This is a genomic window from Bacillus sp. Marseille-Q1617, assembly GCF_903645295.1.
GTDB lineage: Bacteria > Bacillota > Bacilli > Bacillales > Bacillaceae_B > Rossellomorea.
This window is the reverse complement of sequence record NZ_CAHJXM010000002.1, coordinates 708732-727084: the sequence shown is the minus strand read 5'-3', so window position 1 is coordinate 727084 and position 18353 is coordinate 708732. Positions and strand designations below refer to the sequence as shown.

Below are 18353 nucleotides of genomic sequence, written 5' to 3'. Positions count from 1 at the left end.
TGAGCCTCCTCGGCTTCGCCTGCGGGGTCTCACATTAGCTACTCTTCCCGCAGGAGTCTTCGTCCTGCACTCCAATCAAAAGCTGGAAACAGCTGATATCACTTTCCCCTCAACATTATTAGAACTTAACACCTCAAATAAAAATCTTACTTCTTCTTTTTACGTTTACTTCTTGGGGCGTTTTCGTAGTGTTTTTTGTTTTTCTTTTTCTTTTTGTTGTTTTTAGGAGGTCTTGTTGACCATTCTCCGTCGTCTTTTTTGCGTGACGGGGATTTTCCTTTTCCGCTGTCTGAGCGGAATGTGCGGGATTCGGACGGCCGCTCCCTGCGGTTGTTTTTCATGCCGACGATTTCGAAGTCGATGGCGCGTTCGTCTTTGTTGACACTGACGACGCGGATCGTGATTTCGTCACCGATGCGGAAGACGTTGCCTGTCCGCTCTCCGATCATGGCGAGATGACGCTCGTCAAAACGGTAGTAATCGTCTGTCATATAGCTGACATGGACAAGACCTTCAATTGTGTTAGGCAGCTCGACGAACATACCGAAATTCGTGACAGAGGAGATGATACCATCGTACTCTTCCCCGACCTTGTCTTCCATATACTCTGCTTTTTTCAGTTCATCCGTTTCGCGCTCAGCGTCTACGGCACGGCGTTCACGGCTTGAGGTATGCTGCGCGATATTGCCCATTTGCGCTCCCCATTTATCGCGGGTCGCTTGATCAAGCTTGCCTTCAATCAGGTACGTTCTGATCAGGCGGTGAACGATCAAGTCAGGATAACGGCGGATCGGCGATGTGAAATGAGTATAGAACTCTGTCGCAAGTCCGAAGTGACCCAGGCTTTCAGGATCGTATTTCGCCTGCTGCATCGAACGGAGCATCATCGTGGATACAACCATTTCCTCCGATTTACCCTGCACATCTTCAATGATTTCCTGAAGGGCACGCGGGTGCACGGAATTGGCTGTGCCTTTTACAATCAACCCGAAGTTCGTGATGAATTCGAAGAAGCGCTGCAGCTTGTCTTCTTTCGGATCTTCATGGATACGATAAATGAACGGTACTTCCATCCAGTGGAAGTGTTCCGCGACGGTTTCGTTGGCAACAAGCATGAACTCTTCGATCAGTTTCTCCGCAACCGAGCGTTCACGAAGAACGACATCCGTCGGTTCACCTTCGTCATCGACCAGCACTTTTGCTTCTTTAAAATCAAAGTCGATGGCACCGCGCTTCATCCGTTTTGTACGGAGGATCTGGGCAAGGTCTTCCATCTGCTCGAACATCGGCACAAGCGGTTCATAATGTTTACGAAGCTCCTCGTCTTTGTCGACAAGAATTTTATTTACATCAGAGTAAGTCATTCTTTCCGTGGTCTTGATCACACTTTGGAAGATTTCGTGTTTGACGACATCCCCATCCGGTGAGATTTCCATATCACAGGAAAGTGTCAGACGATCCACCTGCGGATTCAATGAGCAGATCCCGTTCGACAGGCGGTGCGGGATCATCGGGATCACCCGGTCGACGAGGTACACGCTTGTTCCTCTATCAAAGGCTTCCTCATCAATCGGAGAGCTTTCTTTCACATAGTAGGTAACGTCTGCGATATGTACTCCCAGCTTGTAATTCCCGTTGTCGAGCTTTGTCACAGTGACCGCATCATCGAGGTCTTTCGCGTCCGCTCCGTCAATCGTGACGATGGTCTGATCACGAAGGTCCCGTCTATTCGGAATCTCTGATTCATCGATCGTATCCGGAACGTTATTCGCCTGCTCCATCACTTCCTCAGGGAAATCGACCGTGATGCCATGCTTATGGATGATTGAAAGGATATCGACGCCTGGATCATTTTTATGACCGAGGATTTCGACAACCTCCCCTTCAGCACTCTTTCTTCCTTCAGGATACGACGTCAATTTCACAACGACTTTATGCCCTTCGATCGCTCCCTTTTGGGCAGACTTCGGGATAAAGATGTCGCTTGCAAACTTCTTATCATCCGGGATGACAAAACCGAAGTGCTTGCTTTGAGTAAACGTTCCGACGATCTGGTCGACTCCGCGTTCCACGATGCGGACGACCGTTCCTTCCCGTCTCGATCCGGATGTGTTGGAAGACACGCGGACAAGTACGATATCCCCGTGCATCGCGTTGTTCGTTTCATTGGGAGGGATGAAGATATCATCCAGACCTGATTCTTCAGGTATGACGAAAGCAAACCCCTTTGCATGGGCGGATACCTTCCCTCTTACTAGATTCATTTTTTCCGGCAGGCCGTAGCGGTTGCTCCTGGTGCGTACCACAAGCCCCTTTTCCTCCATGACGACGAGCGCCTTGACAAAATCCTTGAAGTTGGTTGAGCCTTCGATTCCGAATGCTTCTTCAAGCTCCTGTACCGTCAGCGGTTTATAGGCCTCTTCTTTCATGTAGGAAAGGAGTTTATCCACATGCTCTTTAATATTTTCGTCCATGACAATCCCTCCTGCTCTTGCTATTCATTAAACAGTCCAATCCAATTTCTCAAGGAAATTGTACACATCCTCATGAAGCTGCTCTTTTTCCTTATCCAGTGTAATGACATGTCCAGATTCCTCGTACCATTTAAGGTCCTTTTCGTCCGATTCGACATTATCATAAATAATGTTGGCAGAATCGGTATTGATCATGTGATCATGTCTTGCCTGTACGACAAATGTTGGAGAATAGATCATATCGACATTATTACGTACATCGGCAATCAGTTCCTGAAGAGCTTTCAATGTGTTCATTGGCGTTTTCTTGAACTCTTCTATTTCTCTTTCAATTTGATCTTCCTGTTTTCCTTCAAATTTCTTAAATTCACGGGCGTATTCCACGACCCCTTTATACATGACTTCTTCACTTTTTATATACATAGGCGCACACATCGGTACAATACCCTTTACAGGTACAGTGTAACCCAATTTCAAGGAAAATACCCCACCTAAAGAAAGTCCTGCCACTGCAATTTCTTCGTACCCTTTATCCTTCAGATGCTGATATCCATTCATGACATCCTGCCACCAGTCTTCAGGTCCGGTATGAACCAATTCTTCAGGCGGAACTCCATGTCCTTTATAATGCGGTGCATGTGAAGAATAGCCTTTCTTCTCCAGGTAGCGGCCGAGCATTCTCACATCCGCTGAATTCCCTGTGAATCCATGCAGCAGAAGAACGGCTCTCGGGCCGGCTTCAAATGTAAATGGTTTTGGTAAAACGGTCTTCATTTATATGAACTCCTTTTCTCTGAATTTAAACAAACGTTTGATTAAGATTTTAAAAGCTTGCTGCTTCGGTCTTTATCGGTTTAAACGGTTGTTTAAATAGATTGTTTATGTAATGGGTTTTTACAGAAATTTTTTAAACAAACGTTTGATTAACGTTGGCGAACCCTTGGTGCGTATGGGCTCGTCATATTAAACGATCGTTTAAATGGTTTACTCTTTATTTTTAGCAAAGATGGTGGTTATAATCCAATATTTCGTTTTTAATTTGGTTGTGGTTAGTAATTGTTTTAAGCAATCCAGCTATTGATTGGAGTGCAAGACGAAGACTCCTGCGGGAAAAGCGAGACAGGTGAGACCCCGCAGGCGCGCATGCGGCGAGGAGGCTCACCGGCCGCCCGCGGAAAGCGAAGTCTTGCACGTAAATCAATAGCGGTATTTAGCAGGCTAAAAATAAAAAAACCTGACCCTATGAAAGATCAGGTTTTGTATTATATAGCTACGATTGCAGTTGTTAGAACAAAGAATAAAACAGATAACACAATTGTGATTCTGTGGAGTACCAAGTCGATACCACGTGCCTTCTGTTTACCGAAAAGCTGTTCTGCACCACCAGAGATGGCCCCTGAAAGTCCAGCACTCTTACCTGATTGAAGTAAAACAATAGCGATAAGTGCAATTGAATCAATGATAAGTAAAGTGACTAATAAAGCGTGCATGAGTCCCACCTCCTGATACGAACATTACAACATTATTAGTTTACCATAGGGATATGGTACGGACAAGGTAATATTCGCATAATTGTGGAAAGTGTTGGGTTTGGGGGACAGTTGGTTCTTTTCCGCGCCAGGATGAATTCCTATATTATATGGAACCAGGGCAGCCAAACTGAAAAATTAAGGTTTTAAGTGGTCGAGCCCGAGGCTTGCTGGGGGCAGATTATAATGATTTTAAGAGGCTCATAAAAATGAAAAGTGGAACGCATTTCAGAAAACTGGAATGTATTTTTAAGAAGTTGCACGTAAATTCGAAATGTGGATTGTAAAGTTGAAAAAGTGGCATGAAAACCCCTTTTCGAAGGAGATTCCCTTAATAAACCACCGCTATTTTGCCTCTTGGCAGCTTTTTTAAAAGACTTATTTGTCTATTTTTAATAAAAACAGGGAAAACGAATGCATTCCGATGCAAAACTATTTCTTCAGCCGTTGATCAGTCTCTCACCCTCGCCGACTGAGCCCTCAGTCCCGAAGTATATGCCGCTTAATTCGGCACCAGATACCACAGGCGACCCAAAACCAAAAAAACAGCCCCGTCACCAAACGGGGCTGTTTCCTATCGCTAAATCAATTAGCGCTTAACGTTATAGAATGTGTTCACACCAAGGTATTGTGCAGTGTGTGCCAATTGGTCTTCGATACGAAGCAATTGGTTGTACTTAGCCACACGGTCTGTACGTGATGGTGCACCTGTTTTGATTTGGCCGGCGTTTGTTGCCACTGCGATATCAGCAATTGTGCTGTCTTCTGTTTCACCTGAACGGTGAGAGATGACTGCAGTGTAGCCTGCGCGCTTCGCCATTTCGATTGCATCGAACGTTTCAGTAAGGGTACCGATTTGGTTAACCTTGATCAGGATTGAGTTACCGATTCCCTGTTCGATACCTTGAGCAAGCTTGCTTGTGTTTGTAACGAATAGGTCGTCACCGACAAGCTGAACTTTGTTACCGATGCGGTCAGTCAGAAGTTTGAAACCTTCCCAGTCGTTTTCGTCAAGACCATCTTCGATAGAGATGATTGGGTATTTCTCGCACATTTCAGCATACCAGTCAACCATCTCAGCTGAAGTACGAACTACGCCTTCACCAGAAAGATGATATTTGCCGTCTTCTTTGTTGAAGATTTCAGAAGCTGCTACGTCCATTGCAAGAAGGATTTCTTCGCCTGGCTTGTAGCCTGCATTTTCGATTGCTTCGATGATTGTAGAAAGTGCTTCTTCGTTAGACTTAAGGTTAGGAGCGAATCCGCCTTCGTCACCTACAGCTGTGTTGTAGCCTTTGGATTTAAGAACTGATTTCAGGCTGTGGAAGATTTCAGCACCCATGCGAAGTCCTTCTTTGAAAGTAGGAGCTCCTACAGGCATGATCATGAATTCCTGGATATCAACGTTGTTATCTGCGTGCTCTCCGCCGTTGACGATGTTCATCATTGGAACTGGAAGCTGCTTGGAGTTGAATCCGCCAAGGTATTGGTAAAGTTCTACTCCGAAGAAGTCAGCAGCTGCGCGTGCAACAGCCATGGAAACACCAAGGATTGCGTTGGCACCTAATTTACCTTTGTTTTCTGTACCGTCAAGCGCAATCATCGCCTGGTCGATTGCCACTTGCTCAGTTACGTCAAAACCGATGATTTCTTCAGCGATTTCGTTATTTACGTTATCGACAGCTTTTTCTACACCTTTACCAAGGTAGCGGCCTTTGTCACCGTCGCGTAGTTCTACTGCTTCGTATTCACCAGTAGATGCTCCGGATGGAACAAGTGCGCGTCCGAAAGCGCCTGATTGAGTGTAAACTTCTACTTCGATTGTTGGGTTACCGCGTGAATCTAGTACTTCACGTGCGTATACGTCTGTAATGAATGGCATAAAAATAACTCTCCTTTATAGTTAGGTTTTTATCATACTCTTCTAAAAAGGGTCGTTGATTTCCGCTGCAGGCACTCGCTTTCCGCGGGGCGGGCGGTGAGCCTCCTCGGCTTCGCCTGCGGGGTCTCACCTGTCCCGCATATCCCGCAGGAGTCGAGTGCCTTCCGCTCCAATCAACTCTGGGCATTAACCCAAAACCCTTACAAAATTTGTATAAGTCCTGCAAACTTACTTTATAATCAGTGATTTACCCGTCATTTCTTTCGGCTGATCCACGTTCAGAAGATCAAGCATCGTTGGAGCTAGATCTCCTAAGATACCGCCGTCACGGAGTTCGATTCCTTCTTTTGTTACGATGACAGGAACCGGGTTGGTTGTGTGGGCGGTCATTGGCTTTCCTTCATCTGTCAGGACTTCATCAGCGTTACCGTGGTCGGCTGTGATGATGGCTGTCCCGCCTTTCTTCTCGATTAGGTCGATGATTTTGCCGAGGCATTCATCGACGGTTTCGACTGCTTTGATTGTCGGTTCAAGCATTCCGGAGTGGCCGACCATGTCAGGGTTCGCGAAGTTCAGGATGATCGCATCGTGATTGTCTGCTTCGATTTCGGCAAGCAGGGCATCTGTCACTTCGTATGCACTCATCTCGGGCTGAAGGTCGTATGTTGCCACTTTAGGAGAATCGATCAGGATCCGTTTTTCCCCTGGGAATTCATTCTCACGGCCGCCGCTCATGAAGAACGTGACGTGAGGATATTTTTCCGTTTCGGCAATGCGGAGCTGTTTCAAACCGTTTTGAGACAGGACTTCGCCAAGCGTGTTATCAAGGTTCGTCGGTTTGAAGGCAACGAAGCCGTCCACTGTTTCACTGAACTTAGTCAGGCACACAAAGTGAAGGTTCTTCGGATGCTTTTCACCGCGGACGAAATAACGGAAATCTTCGTTCGTGAATGTATTTGAGATCTGGATGGCACGGTCAGGACGGAAGTTATAGAAAATAACGGCATCGTCGTCCTTGATCGTACCTACCGGCTCTCCATTTTCTTTTGTGATGACAGAAGGAAGCACGAACTCGTCGTAGATTCCTTTTTCATATGAATCGTTGATCAGCTGTTTTGGATCAGTGTAGTCAGGTCCTTCACCGTACACCATGGCACGGTAGGACTTTTCAACACGCTCCCAGCGCTTGTCCCGATCCATTGAATAGTAGCGACCGGAAATCGTGGCGAATTGGCCGACGCCGATTTCCTTCATCTTCGCTTCTGCTTCTTCAATGTATTTTGGTGCGGTCTGCGGCCCTACGTCACGTCCATCAAGGAACGCATGTACATAGACATTTTTTACGCCTTCACGTGCCGCTAAGCCAAGAAGTGCGTATAAGTGTTCAATGTGGCTGTGTACGCCGCCGTCTGAGAGAAGACCAAATACATGGAGGTCTGTCCCTTTCGCTTTCACATGGTTGATGGCATCAAGGAAGGTTGCATTCGTTTCGAATTCGCCTTCGCGGATCGCCAGGTTTACGCGAGTCAGACTTTGATACACGATACGGCCAGCACCGATATTCAGGTGGCCCACCTCGGAGTTGCCCATTTGTCCTTCTGGCAATCCTACCGCTTCGCCGCTCGCTGTTAACTGATTATGAGGATATTTATTCCAAAGGCGGTCAAAGTTCGGTTTGTTCGCCTGTGCAACAGCGTTCCCCTCTTTTGTGTTACGGCATGCAAAGCCATCTAAGATGATTAAAGCAGTTGGTGACTTACTCATGTGAACCTGCCTCCAGTAGTTGCAGGAACGATTGAGGTTCCAAGCTTGCGCCGCCTACCAGAGCACCATCGATATCAGATTGAGCCATGTATTCCTTGATGTTGTTCGGTTTTACGCTTCCGCCGTACTGAACGCGTACAGAATCAGCGGCAGCTTGTGAGAACTCACTTGCCACGACTTGGCGGATGTGAGCGCAAACTTCGTTGGCATCTTCTGCAGTGGAAGATTTACCTGTTCCGATTGCCCAGATTGGTTCATAAGCGATGACTGTCTGCTTGACTTGATCTTCTGTAAGGCCTGTAAGTGCTTGTTTCACCTGAGAGCCCACAAGATCTTTCGTTTCATTATTTTCACGCTGTTCCAATGTTTCACCTACACACACGATCGGAGTGAGGTTGTGATTGAATGCAGCAAGAGTTTTTTTGTTGACAGAATCATCTGTTTCATTGAACATTTCACGACGCTCGGAGTGACCGATGATCACATATTCCACACCGATGTCAGCAAGTGCCACCGGACTCACTTCGCCAGTGAAGGCTCCGCTTTCTTCGAAGTGCATGTTTTGAGCTCCGATTGAAACCTTGCTCTCTTTTGTTTGTTCAACCAGGTTTTCTAAAAATAGGGCTGGTGCACAGATGACAGAGTCAACTTTGTCTGTATCAGGTACCAATCCTTTTACTTCTTCTGTAAAAGTCTTTGCTTCCGATGCCGTTTTGTGCATTTTCCAGTTACCTGCAATGATCGGCTTACGCATACTGCTCATCCTTTCTTATATCATGTTTAAAATGCTGAATTACTTGTCGTTAAGGGCCACAACACCTGGAAGTTCTTTACCTTCCATGAACTCAAGGGATGCGCCTCCACCTGTAGAGATATGACTCATCTTGTCAGCATAGCCGAATTTTTCGACTGCTGCTGCGGAGTCTCCGCCGCCGATGACAGAGTATGTATCTGTCGCATCGGCCAACGCCTCAGCTACGGCTTTTGTTCCGTTTGCAAATGCATCGAGTTCGAATACACCCATAGGTCCGTTCCAGATGACAAGCTTACTATCCTTGATTGTCGCTTGGAATAATTCTCTTGTCTTAGGACCGATATCAAGTGCTTCCCAATCAGATGGGATCGAATCGATATCCACTTCTTTTGTATTTGCGTCGTTTGAGAAGTCATCAGCAACGACTACATCGACAGGCATAAGGAAGTTAACGCCTTTATCTTCAGCTTTTTTCATGAATTGCTTTGCAAGATCGATTTTATCTTCTTCTAAAAGGGATTTTCCTACCTCGTGGCCCTGTGCTTTCACGAATGTGTAAGCAAGTCCGCCTCCGATGATCAGGTTGTCCACTTTATCTAACAGGTTATCGATGACACCGATTTTATCTTTTACCTTCGCTCCGCCGATGATCGCTGTGAATGGACGTTCCGGAGTTGAGAGTGCTTTTCCAAGTACCTCAAGCTCTTTTTCCATTAAAAGACCTGCCACAGCCGGAAGGTGCTTTGCGACGCCTTCAGTTGAAGCATGCGCACGGTGGGCTGCACCGAATGCATCGTTTACGTAAAGGTCGGCTAGTGCCGCGAATTCTTTCGCAAGTTCAGGGTCATTTTTCGTTTCGCCAGCATAGAAACGCACGTTTTCAAGAACAAGTACATCCCCCTCAGCCATTTCGCTGATTTTGGATTGTACGTTTTCTCCATACGCTTCGTCAGCCTTCGCAACGTTCTTGCCAAGCAGCTCCGAAAGTCTTTCTGCTACCGGAGTCAAACGAAGTTCTTCTACTACTTCACCCTTTGGACGCCCCAAGTGACTCGCCAGGATGACTTTCGCGCCGCCTTCTACTAAATACTTGATTGTTGGAAGTGCAGCTTGGATACGGGTTTCATCAGTGATTTTGCCTTCTGACATAGGTACGTTGAAGTCCACCCGGCAAAATACGCGTTTCCCTTTTACATCAACATCTTTGATTGATTTCTTATTCATCGTAAAAGGCCTCCTTTTGTGTTTCTTTTCATAATGAAAAGAAAATTCAGTATAGGAACAAGAAAAAGGGGAGTGGGGAATCTTCCCCGCTCCCCTTCATCCCTTTCCATTATAGATGGTGGGACAAAATTTATCCATCCTCACCCTGCTGATAATGTCAATTTACTTTAATGACGGATTAAAGACCTTTAGAAGCGATGTAATCAACAAGGTCAACCACACGGTTAGAGTATCCGCTCTCGTTATCATACCAAGAGATTACTTTTACCATGTTGTCTTCCATTACCATAGTTGATAATGCATCGATTGTTGAAGAAGCAGGGCTTCCGTTATAGTCAGTTGATACTAATGGCTCTTCGCTGTAAGCAAGAACTCCTTTAAGATCGCCTTCAGCAGCTTCTTTGAATGCCGCGTTCACTTCTTCAGCCGTTACGTTCTTGTCTAGTTCTGCAACTAAGTCAACAAGAGAAACGTTTGGAGTTGGAACACGTACTGCTCCACCGTTCAGTTTACCTTTTAATTCAGGCAGCACTAGTGATACAGCTTTTGCAGCACCCGTAGTTGTAGGGATGATGTTTTCAGCTGCCGCACGAGCACGACGGTAATCTTTATGCGGAAGATCAAGGATTTGCTGATCGTTTGTGTAAGAGTGGATTGTTGTCATCATTCCACGCTTGATTCCGAACTTGTCGTTAAGAACTTTCGCGAATGGCGCTAAGCAGTTTGTCGTACAAGATGCGTTAGAGATGACGTTGTGGTTCTCTGCATCGTACTTGTCTTCGTTAACACCCATAACAACTGTGATGTCTTCATCTGTTGCAGGAGCGGAGATGATGACTTTCTTCGCACCAGCTTCAAGGTGTTTCGCAGCGTCAGCACGCTTAGTGAAGCGGCCAGTAGATTCAACTACCACTTCTACACCAAGGTCTCCCCAGCCAAGTTGAGCAGGGTCGCGCTCTGCAAGTACTTTTACTTTTTTATCGCCGATAACAAGTGTGTCACCGTCAACAGTTACTTTCTCCTGAAGAGTTCCGTGAACTGTATCATATTGTAAAAGGTGAGCAAGCATGTTTGCATCAGTCAAGTCGTTGACTGCCACTACCTCTACGTTATCGTTTTTAAGTGCTGCACGGAATACGTTACGTCCGATACGTCCAAATCCGTTAATACCAATTTTCGTTGCCATAATATTATTTCCTCCTTTAGTGTGTGTAAGGATGATTTTTTTATATTTCAAAAGGCCTCAGCCTTTTAAAAGCTCTTTCGCTGCTCCTTCATCGGTGATCAGGATTGTTGAAGAGGGAGCACTTTTCAGATATGCCCGAATCGCTTTTGCTTTCGAGCTGCCGCCAGCGACGGCAAATACATGTTTGATGTTCTTCAAATCTTCAAGCTGGAGTCCAATGGTCGGCACTTTATGTACCACTTCCCCCGACTCATTGAAATAATAGCCGAATGCTTCGCCGACCGCGTTCCCTGCAGTGATTTTTTCAAAATCAGCCGGTGGCGTCTTTCGCCTTTCTGCCATTGTAATAGCATCTCCAATTCCATGAAGAACCATGTTTGCTGATTGAATTAAATTTAAGACCTCTTTAATCATCGGTTCCTTTAAAAAGGACTTGTAAACTTCTTTACTGACCTGATCGGGAACATAAAGAACGCGGTGCCGCATTCCGGTATGCTCTGCCATCTTCGCGCAGATCGTGTTGGCCTGGTTCTTCACATCTTCACCGATTCCGCCCCGCGCAGGAACAAACAAGGTGTCGGATCCGGAAAAGTCGGGTGTCAGCATTTCTGCGACAGCTGCCATGGTCGAACCGCCGGTCACAGCGATGATATTATTCCCCTCAAGGCGCTGTTTCATACTAAAAGCTGACGCACGCCCCAATTCTTCTTTTACCCACGGAGACTCATCACTATTCCCCGGAACGATGACAATTTCATTAAGATTGAGTAAAGACTGTAATCTTTCCTCCATGTCATTGATTCCCGAAATCTCTCTCATCATATTTTCGATTCGTTCCAGCAGCTTCATGCCGTCTTCGGTCATGATCATTCCGGAAGTCTTGATCGAGATGAGATCCTGATTCTTAAGGAATTCCACTTCACTTCTCAACACCCGTTCCGTCAGTCCAAGGTTCTGCGCGAGACTCCTGCGGCCGACCGGCTGTAAGAATTGAATCGAACGGAGAATCTGATGCCTTTTTTGCATAACTTCAAGCAGGTCGGGTAATAATCGCTTTTGTATATCAATAATGGATTCCATCGGTAAAAGCTCCTTACATGGAAGTGAGTGACTGCCACTTTATAGTAATTCCACAAGGGAAGTGCCACTAAACGTGCGCTTTCCATTGCGGGATACTGTCAAACGAATGCGGCTTATGTTCGCTGGACTATAAAAGTCCCACATAGACATATTATGTCCCACTGCCTCCAAAAAAAATTCATCCCTGCTTTCAACGTTCATTCTATCAGTATGGAAATCGCATTTCAACTAGAAACTACTGAGTTTTTCATGTAAACGCTTGCTAAGTGTAAAATAGTCAATTTGCCCGTACTGGATGATTTCTCCGTCATATTCCACCACCGGGATCATCAATCCGAAACGTTCCGTCAGTTCGTCACTCTGGTCGATATCCTTTTCGATGATGTCGAATTTCAGGTCGTCCTGGACGAGTTTAAGATTCAGTTTCGCGTCGGTGCAGAGGTGGCATTGGTTTCTGGTGTAGAAGATGACTGGGTTCATTGGGGTTGTCCTCCGTTTAGTGATTTTGCCAGATTTTATACATTGTACCTGGTACAATTCAGGGTGTTTGTACCAGGTACAACTGATAATACTATATATGCCGGTTTGGTGGAAATGGTGTGGGCGTTGTACCAGTTTCCATCATTATTTATCATTCATACCGCTTCCTCATTGTCGAAGAAGATATCCCGAGCTGATCCCGATATTTTGCGATGGTCCTGCGCGAGACGTCGTATCCTTTATCAATCAGCATGTTGACGATTTTCTGATCGGACAGCGGTTTCTTCTTATCTTCTTCGTCCACCAGGCGCTGGATTTCATTTTTGATCGTCGTGGAGGAAGCTGCCCCGCTGTCTTCTGAATGGAGCGACTTGATGGCGGCACTGAAGAAGTACTTCATTTCAAAGATGCCATAAGGCGTTTGCATATACTTCCCTTTCACCGCACGGCTGATCGTGGATTCATGGACTCCGGCTTCTTCGGCTACTTCTTTTAATGTAAGGGGCTGAAGGCCGGCCGGTCCATCCAGGAAGAAGGATTTCTGCTTTTCGACGATCAATTTCCCTACTTTTACAATGGTCTGTTTGCGCTGCTGCAAGCTTTGCAGCAGCCAATGGAATTCCTGTTCTTTCTCCCTTAGATAACTGCCGACTTCCTTATCGGAATGATGCTCAAGAAAAACCTTGTACTCATCATTATAGATCACTTTGAGTGTTGTACCGTCAAATAATGAGACGGTAACCGTCTTGTCGTCCAACACGTTCACTACTAATTCCGGTGCGATATAATGAGACGGCCCGTCGCTGTATAGGGCGCCCGGACGCGGATTGCATTGCTTGATGAGATCAGCGGCTTTCTGAATGTCTTTCAGTTCCACATTTAATTCTTTCGCCATTCCCTTCCACTTTTTCGCCGCAAAATCATCAAAATGATCCTCCACGATTGTCAGGGCCAATCCCGAAGATCGCTTTCTTCTTAGTTGGAGGGAAATGCACTCCTGCAGGGAACGTGCTCCAATTCCGGCAGGTTCCAATTCCTGCAGCATGCCTATATAGTGTTCCAGCTGAGACAATGGCAGATGGTTCCGGGAGAGGAAATTCTCCGTCTCGATTTGCAAGTATCCGTTATCATCCAAGCTGTAAAACAGTTCTTTCATGACTTTCAAGTCTATTTTAGAAAGCGATTTCAAATCTAGTTGAAGAAAAAGATGTTCATCAAGCGTATTCTTCGAGACTGATAGAAACTCTGTGAAATCTATCGGATCTTTGCCTTTATTTTGATACGACTCTCCTCGATCGGGAATGTCCATGACGGGGTCTTCTAATTGTATGAGGGGATTCTCCAATGCTTTCGTTTCAAGGAAAGCATTCAGTTCCATCGTGGAATATTGGAGGAGGGTGATGGCTTGAGAGAGCTGTTGTGTCATTTGAAGCTTCATTTGCTGTTTTTGCCATAATCCTGTGTTCAAATTCATCCTTCTAACCTCCTCCCTTCATTTTACATGAAAACGGGGCTTTCGTTAATGGGAATTGTTTGGAAGACTGGTTGTTTTATAGAATTCTATGAATTTAGTAGGAGGAAGATACCTTTTAATCATGCGCGTATAACTAACATTGACGGTTCCTTTGTGCTCCAGGCACTTGCTTTCCGCGGGGAGGAAGTTGAGCGGTGATACAACTGAAGACAAAAAAATACCGCAGCGTTATAAAAACGCTGCGGTATTTTGGTACGCCCTCGGAGGGAATCGAACCCCCATTTTAAGAACCGGAATCTTACGTGCTATCCGTTGCACCACGAGGGCATGTAGTTGGTTGTGAAAAACTATCGTACGAAAGTATATTATAAGGTACTTTTTTCAGGATTGCAATACGTTTTCTCTGTTTAAAAAAGGAATGGATGGGTATGATGTAGAAAGGATTACATAGTGTAAGAATCGCTGATGCGTCAGGTTTGACCTTTATTGACCAACAGTGTATGATTACAGTACAAAGTGAATATGTATTAAATACAAATAAAAAAGTGTACTTTAAGGAGGAACGAAGGATGAACTTAATTCCTACAGTTATTGAACAAACGAACCGCGGCGAGCGCGCATACGACATCTATTCTCGTCTGTTGAAGGACCGTGTCATCATGCTTGGAAGCGCCATCGATGATAATGTGGCGAACTCCATTGTAGCACAACTTCTATTCCTGGAGTCTGAAAATCCGGAGAAAGATATCTCCATCTACATCAACTCTCCTGGCGGAAGCATCACGGCAGGTATGGCAATCTATGATACGATCCAATACATCAAGCCTGATGTACAGACGATCTGTATCGGTATGGCCGCTTCAATGGGAGCATTCCTTCTTGCAGCAGGTGCTGAAGGCAAGCGTCTTGCCCTTCCAAATGCAGAAGTGATGATCCATCAGCCGCTTGGCGGAGCACAAGGTCAGGCGACGGAAATCGAGATCGCTGCAAAGCGCATCCTATTCCTTCGTGAAAAACTGAACCAGATCCTTGCAGACCGCACTGGCCAGCCTCTTGAAGTCATCGCAAAAGATACGGACCGCGACAACTTCATGACTGCTGAACGTGCGAAAGAATACGGTTTGATCGACCGCATCATCACTCGCAATGAAATGAATACAAAATAATACTCTTTTGAAGAGTCTGCCCCGTCGGCTTTGGCCGCCGGGGTTTTTTCATGAAAACCAAAGGCCCGTCCCTCGCTGCGCTAATGCGTTAACGCAGTCTGGGACGGGCCTTCAAGTGGTTATTCGTCTTTAAACGGTATGAGCACTTCCCCATTCCTCCCGCTTTTCAGGAGCAGATGCAGGATGGTTTTTGATAGTTCACTTGGATGATAGGGTTTCACAAGGTAATCGACTGCCCCCAGTGTGATGCCTTTTTCTTTTTCGTCCAGTGCGGAAGAAATGATGATCGGGATGTCACACAGCTCTTTATTTGCTTTTAGGGTTTGAAGGACGTCCCAGCCCGACAAGGCTCCTTCGAGCATGATATCCAGGACGATGGCATCCGGTCTATGCTCATGGATTTTTTCAATCGCGTCTTCTCCGGATTTCGCGTGCTGCACCTGGAATCCGCTGCCGGAAAGCTCTGTCGTCAATAACGATGCGAGATTGATGTCATCTTCTATGACAGTGATCGTCATGCCGTCCCCGCTTGATTCTTCCTCCTTGAAGGTTTGCAGCGTCACCATCGGCAGACTGATGGTGAATGTGCTTCCCTTCCCGATTTCAGAAGCGACCCTGATACTGCCGTCATGATTCTCGATGATTTCCTTCACGATCGTCAGACCCAGTCCTGTGCCGCCAATTCTTCTGCGGTCTGAATTATCGACCCTGTAGAATTTCGTGAACAACTTAGGAAAGGCATCATCCGGGATACCGAGTCCTTCATCGATGATATTGATGAACACCTTATCCTGTTTTTCATAAACGCGTGCCGTGATATTCCCTCCGTCAGGAGAATACTTGATGGCATTGCTGATCAGGTTCGTAAAGGCCTGGGATAATTTATCTTTATCGCCGAGCACCATCGTACAATCCGTATCTTTCTCAATCGTGAATGTATGATGGGGGACATTGATCTTTTGGGTATTGATGACATTTTGAATGATCGGGACGATGTCTTCGTACCGTTTATCAAAGGTCTGCCTGCCGGACTCCATTCTCTGGACATCGAGAAAATCATTGATAAGCGAGGTCAATCGTTTCGCTTCCTGATAGATGGTTGTCAGATACTTCTTCGTTCTTTCGGGCTTCAAGTCTCTGGTCAGCATCAATTCAGTGAAGCCGAGGACACTTGATAACGGCGTTCGAAGTTCATGGCTGACGGTGGAGACGAATTCCGATTTCATCTGATCCACTTCAAATTCTTTTGTGATGTCGCGGTGCACGAAGATGGTCCCGACTTTCTCATCACCTCGGTATAGGGCCTCCGAGTATACCTGGTAGACGGTCCTTCCATCTTGGAGATGGTACGTATGGAGGTGTCTGCCGGCTTTTTCCCCTTCAATGACCATTTCATAATATCGGTTCAGCCCTTTTTCATTTTCAACTTGATCTAAAAGTGCTCTTTTCCACTCTGGATACGGAGCCTGCTGCAGGGCGCACAGCTCACCTTTGATGATTTTTGATAATTTCGTATTCATCAGCATGCTGTTCCCGTCGTTATCGACAAGCTGGATGCCTTCCTGGATGTTATTCAGGATATCCTGATTCATATGACGGTCTTTTTCCGACTCTTCAAACAGATGGATTTTTTGAAGGGAGATGGAAACCTGTTTGCTGAGACTCCTGTATTCTTTGAGTTCCTCTGAGTTAAAATCTTGGCCGAAACGGCTGAAGACCATGATGGCTTCGACTTCTTTATTCAATGATAAAATCGGGATGAAAAGATCATAGGAATACATCGTTTCAAGATGGTAGCCCTTTTCTGCCTCTATAAGCTCACGTTTAATCGAAAAAGGCTCCTTCTTCTGAAATAAACGCTGATGCAGTCCGTTATACATATAATTTACAAACTGCCCCACTCCCGTTTCAGATATCCCGCATGATGCACGCGACTTCTGCTCATCCAGGAGGACTATCATGCCTCGCGAGGCATCCATGACGTCGCACATCGTGTCTACAATACTATCAAGCACTTCCTGCTTGTTGAGGGAACGGGAAATCCCGTTTATGAATTCATTGCGCCGCTCGAGCTGCTGCTCGCGAAGTTTGGCAACCGTAAGCAGATGCTCAAGCTTCGACTGCTGTGACTCAAGCTCATCCTGCTGGGCGACCAGCTCCTCATTCTGGGCCAGCAGATCTTCTTCCTTCAATTGAATTCGATGGATCATTTTTTCAAATGCCCGCGAAACCTTCCCGATTTCGTCCTTGCGATTGTTTTCAAAAGACCAGCGCTGGTATGTTTCATCCTCGGCAATCTGTTCGGCTGCCGTTGCAACCTGATTGAGTGGTGACCCAATCTGTTTGGCAAGCATCCTCATGATCCTCATCAATACCAGCAGCATAAGGAAAATGAATAGAACAAAGGCTCCCTGGCTGAGAGATTCCTTGCGTTTCACCTCTTCATATGCCTCATCACTCTTTTCCTCTAGCGAATCCTTATAATCATTCATCTGGTTTTGAAATGTGTCAACAGTGGCGGTTCCGCCGTCAGCCGATGCTTTTTTTACCGCTTCAATGTCCCCGTTATCGTAATTTAAAATGGCATTTGCGACGATTTGCCTGAAATAGTAATCAGAGAATTCTTCTACATCCTTGATGAAGGATTGATCATCCGGTTCGATCGCAAGCGTCCTGAATTTCTCGATGATATTCTCGATGACGATTTCCTGCCGGTAGATGCTTTCTTTCAGCTCCAGCCTCCCAAATGCAATGTAGCCCCGGGCATCAAAGAATGCTTTGCTGAATGCCCTGTTCAGCTGTTCAGCCACTGCTTCTTTTTCATTGAGTTTTTCCCGTTCCGCTTGATATTCATCCGTAATGTATTGATTGTAAAGAAACAAACAGGCTGCCCCGATCAGGAAAATGAGGATGAAGCTGCTCATCACGCCGATGAATTGATTCCGCAGACTTGTTTGGAAAAATCCCTTAATCCTCTTCATTCAGGATATCCTCGATCCGCTGAACCAGTTCCATCGGACTGTATGGTTTCGCAATAAAATAATCTGCACCGGACTGCAATACGCGTTCTTTATCCGCCTGCTGGCTTTTCGCCGATACCATCATGATCTTCACGTCCTTTTTCTCCGGGATGTTCCGTACCTTTTCGATGACTTCAAGTCCGGTATATAAAGGCATCATATAGTCGAGGAGGATCAGGTCATAGTCATTTTCCATGATGCTCGTGATGGCTTCCCGGCCATCCGCTGCTTCATGGAGCTCATGCCCTTCATCCTCCAGTGTATCGACGACCAGCATCCTCAACACTTCTTCATCTTCGGCAATTAAGATTTTCGCCATG

14 protein-coding genes and 1 tRNA gene are annotated in these 18353 nt (G+C 46.0%); 1 reads left to right on the top strand and 14 read right to left on the bottom strand.

Going from position 1 to position 18353, the window contains the following annotated elements:
* Positions 1 to 146: 146 nt before the first annotated feature.
* The 12 genes from rnr to HWX64_RS14925 all read right to left on the bottom strand — a co-directional run bounded on the left by rnr (position 147) and on the right by HWX64_RS14925 (position 14174).
* Positions 147 to 2474 (bottom strand): ribonuclease R, encoded by a 2328-nt coding sequence (gene rnr / locus HWX64_RS14980; protein ID WP_175990340.1) that lies wholly within the window; start codon positions 2472 to 2474, stop codon positions 147 to 149.
* 27 nt (positions 2475 to 2501) lie between these two features.
* Entirely contained in the window at positions 2502 to 3248 is a 747-nt protein-coding gene (locus tag HWX64_RS14975; RefSeq protein ID WP_175990339.1) for a carboxylesterase, read from the bottom strand.
* Positions 3249 to 3736: 488 nt separating this feature from the next.
* Positions 3737 to 3964 carry a preprotein translocase subunit SecG gene (secG, locus tag HWX64_RS14970; protein WP_175990338.1) on the bottom strand — a complete coding sequence of 76 codons (228 nt, stop codon included), beginning with the start codon at positions 3962 to 3964 and terminating at the stop codon, positions 3737 to 3739.
* Positions 3965 to 4592: 628 nt separating this feature from the next.
* Positions 4593 to 5885, bottom strand: a complete 1293-nt coding sequence (gene eno / locus HWX64_RS14965) for a phosphopyruvate hydratase (RefSeq protein ID WP_175990337.1) — start codon at positions 5883 to 5885, stop codon at positions 4593 to 4595.
* A 228-nt stretch (positions 5886 to 6113) separates the two neighbouring features.
* Positions 6114 to 7649 carry a 2,3-bisphosphoglycerate-independent phosphoglycerate mutase gene (gene gpmI, locus HWX64_RS14960; RefSeq protein WP_175990336.1) on the bottom strand — a complete coding sequence of 512 codons (1536 nt, stop codon included), beginning with the start codon at positions 7647 to 7649 and terminating at the stop codon, positions 6114 to 6116.
* Positions 7642 to 8403, bottom strand: a complete 762-nt coding sequence (tpiA, locus tag HWX64_RS14955) for a triose-phosphate isomerase (RefSeq protein ID WP_175990335.1) — start codon at positions 8401 to 8403, stop codon at positions 7642 to 7644. The genes gpmI and tpiA overlap by 8 nt, the downstream gene beginning before the upstream one ends.
* A 39-nt stretch (positions 8404 to 8442) precedes the next feature.
* Entirely contained in the window at positions 8443 to 9627 is a 1185-nt protein-coding gene (pgk, locus tag HWX64_RS14950) for a phosphoglycerate kinase (protein WP_175990334.1), read from the bottom strand.
* 178 nt (positions 9628 to 9805) lie between these two features.
* On the bottom strand, positions 9806 to 10813 hold the full coding sequence (gap, locus tag HWX64_RS14945; RefSeq protein ID WP_175990333.1) for a type I glyceraldehyde-3-phosphate dehydrogenase: 1008 nt from the start codon (positions 10811 to 10813) through the stop codon (positions 9806 to 9808).
* Positions 10814 to 10870: 57 nt separating this feature from the next.
* Complete coding sequence (locus HWX64_RS14940; protein ID WP_175990332.1) at positions 10871 to 11893, bottom strand: sugar-binding transcriptional regulator; 1023 nt, start codon at positions 11891 to 11893, stop codon at positions 10871 to 10873.
* 228 nt (positions 11894 to 12121) lie between these two features.
* Complete coding sequence (locus HWX64_RS14935; RefSeq protein WP_175990331.1) at positions 12122 to 12373, bottom strand: glutaredoxin family protein; 252 nt, start codon at positions 12371 to 12373, stop codon at positions 12122 to 12124.
* A 151-nt stretch (positions 12374 to 12524) separates the two neighbouring features.
* Positions 12525 to 13847: an RNA polymerase factor sigma-54 gene (rpoN, locus tag HWX64_RS14930; RefSeq protein ID WP_175990330.1), complete on the bottom strand. Its 1323-nt coding sequence runs from the start codon at positions 13845 to 13847 to the stop codon at positions 12525 to 12527.
* A 255-nt stretch (positions 13848 to 14102) separates the two neighbouring features.
* Positions 14103 to 14174, bottom strand: a tRNA-Arg gene (locus tag HWX64_RS14925).
* Between the two features lie 242 nt (positions 14175 to 14416).
* Here HWX64_RS14925 and clpP point away from each other — a divergent pair.
* A complete protein-coding gene (clpP, locus tag HWX64_RS14920; RefSeq protein ID WP_175990329.1) occupies positions 14417 to 15013 on the top strand; it encodes an ATP-dependent Clp endopeptidase proteolytic subunit ClpP in 597 nt (198 codons plus the stop codon).
* 119 nt (positions 15014 to 15132) lie between these two features.
* On the opposite strand, the gene HWX64_RS14915 is transcribed toward clpP, so the two are convergent.
* Together HWX64_RS14915 and HWX64_RS14910 are read right to left on the bottom strand one after the other, a co-directional pair.
* Positions 15133 to 17994 (bottom strand): ATP-binding protein, encoded by a 2862-nt coding sequence (locus HWX64_RS14915; RefSeq protein WP_175990328.1) that lies wholly within the window; start codon positions 17992 to 17994, stop codon positions 15133 to 15135.
* Positions 17981 to 18352 (bottom strand): response regulator transcription factor, encoded by a 372-nt coding sequence (locus HWX64_RS14910; RefSeq protein ID WP_175990327.1) that lies wholly within the window; start codon positions 18350 to 18352, stop codon positions 17981 to 17983. The genes HWX64_RS14915 and HWX64_RS14910 overlap by 14 nt, the downstream gene beginning before the upstream one ends.
* Position 18353 lies beyond the last annotated feature (1 nt).

Bases quoted from the DNA above. Each gene is read 5' to 3' on its own strand.
- rnr (WP_175990340.1), bottom strand. From the start codon at position 2,474: ATGGACGAAAATATTAAAGAGCATGTGGATAAACTCCTTTCCTACATG.
- HWX64_RS14975 (WP_175990339.1), bottom strand. From the start codon at position 3,248: ATGAAGACCGTTTTACCAAAACCATTTACATTTGAAGCCGGCCCGAGA.
- secG (WP_175990338.1), bottom strand. From the start codon at position 3,964: ATGCACGCTTTATTAGTCACTTTACTTATCATTGATTCAATTGCACTT.
- eno (WP_175990337.1), bottom strand. From the start codon at position 5,885: ATGCCATTCATTACAGACGTATACGCACGTGAAGTACTAGATTCACGC.
- gpmI (WP_175990336.1), bottom strand. From the start codon at position 7,649: ATGAGTAAGTCACCAACTGCTTTAATCATCTTAGATGGCTTTGCATGC.
- tpiA (WP_175990335.1), bottom strand. From the start codon at position 8,403: ATGCGTAAGCCGATCATTGCAGGTAACTGGAAAATGCACAAAACGGCA.
- pgk (WP_175990334.1), bottom strand. From the start codon at position 9,627: ATGAATAAGAAATCAATCAAAGATGTTGATGTAAAAGGGAAACGCGTA.
- gap (WP_175990333.1), bottom strand. From the start codon at position 10,813: ATGGCAACGAAAATTGGTATTAACGGATTTGGACGTATCGGACGTAAC.
- HWX64_RS14940 (WP_175990332.1), bottom strand. From the start codon at position 11,893: ATGGAATCCATTATTGATATACAAAAGCGATTATTACCCGACCTGCTT.
- HWX64_RS14935 (WP_175990331.1), bottom strand. From the start codon at position 12,373: ATGAACCCAGTCATCTTCTACACCAGAAACCAATGCCACCTCTGCACC.
- rpoN (WP_175990330.1), bottom strand. From the start codon at position 13,847: ATGAATTTGAACACAGGATTATGGCAAAAACAGCAAATGAAGCTTCAA.
- clpP (WP_175990329.1), top strand. From the start codon at position 14,417: ATGAACTTAATTCCTACAGTTATTGAACAAACGAACCGCGGCGAGCGC.
- HWX64_RS14915 (WP_175990328.1), bottom strand. From the start codon at position 17,994: ATGAAGAGGATTAAGGGATTTTTCCAAACAAGTCTGCGGAATCAATTC.
- HWX64_RS14910 (WP_175990327.1), bottom strand. From the start codon at position 18,352: ATGGCGAAAATCTTAATTGCCGAAGATGAAGAAGTGTTGAGGATGCTG.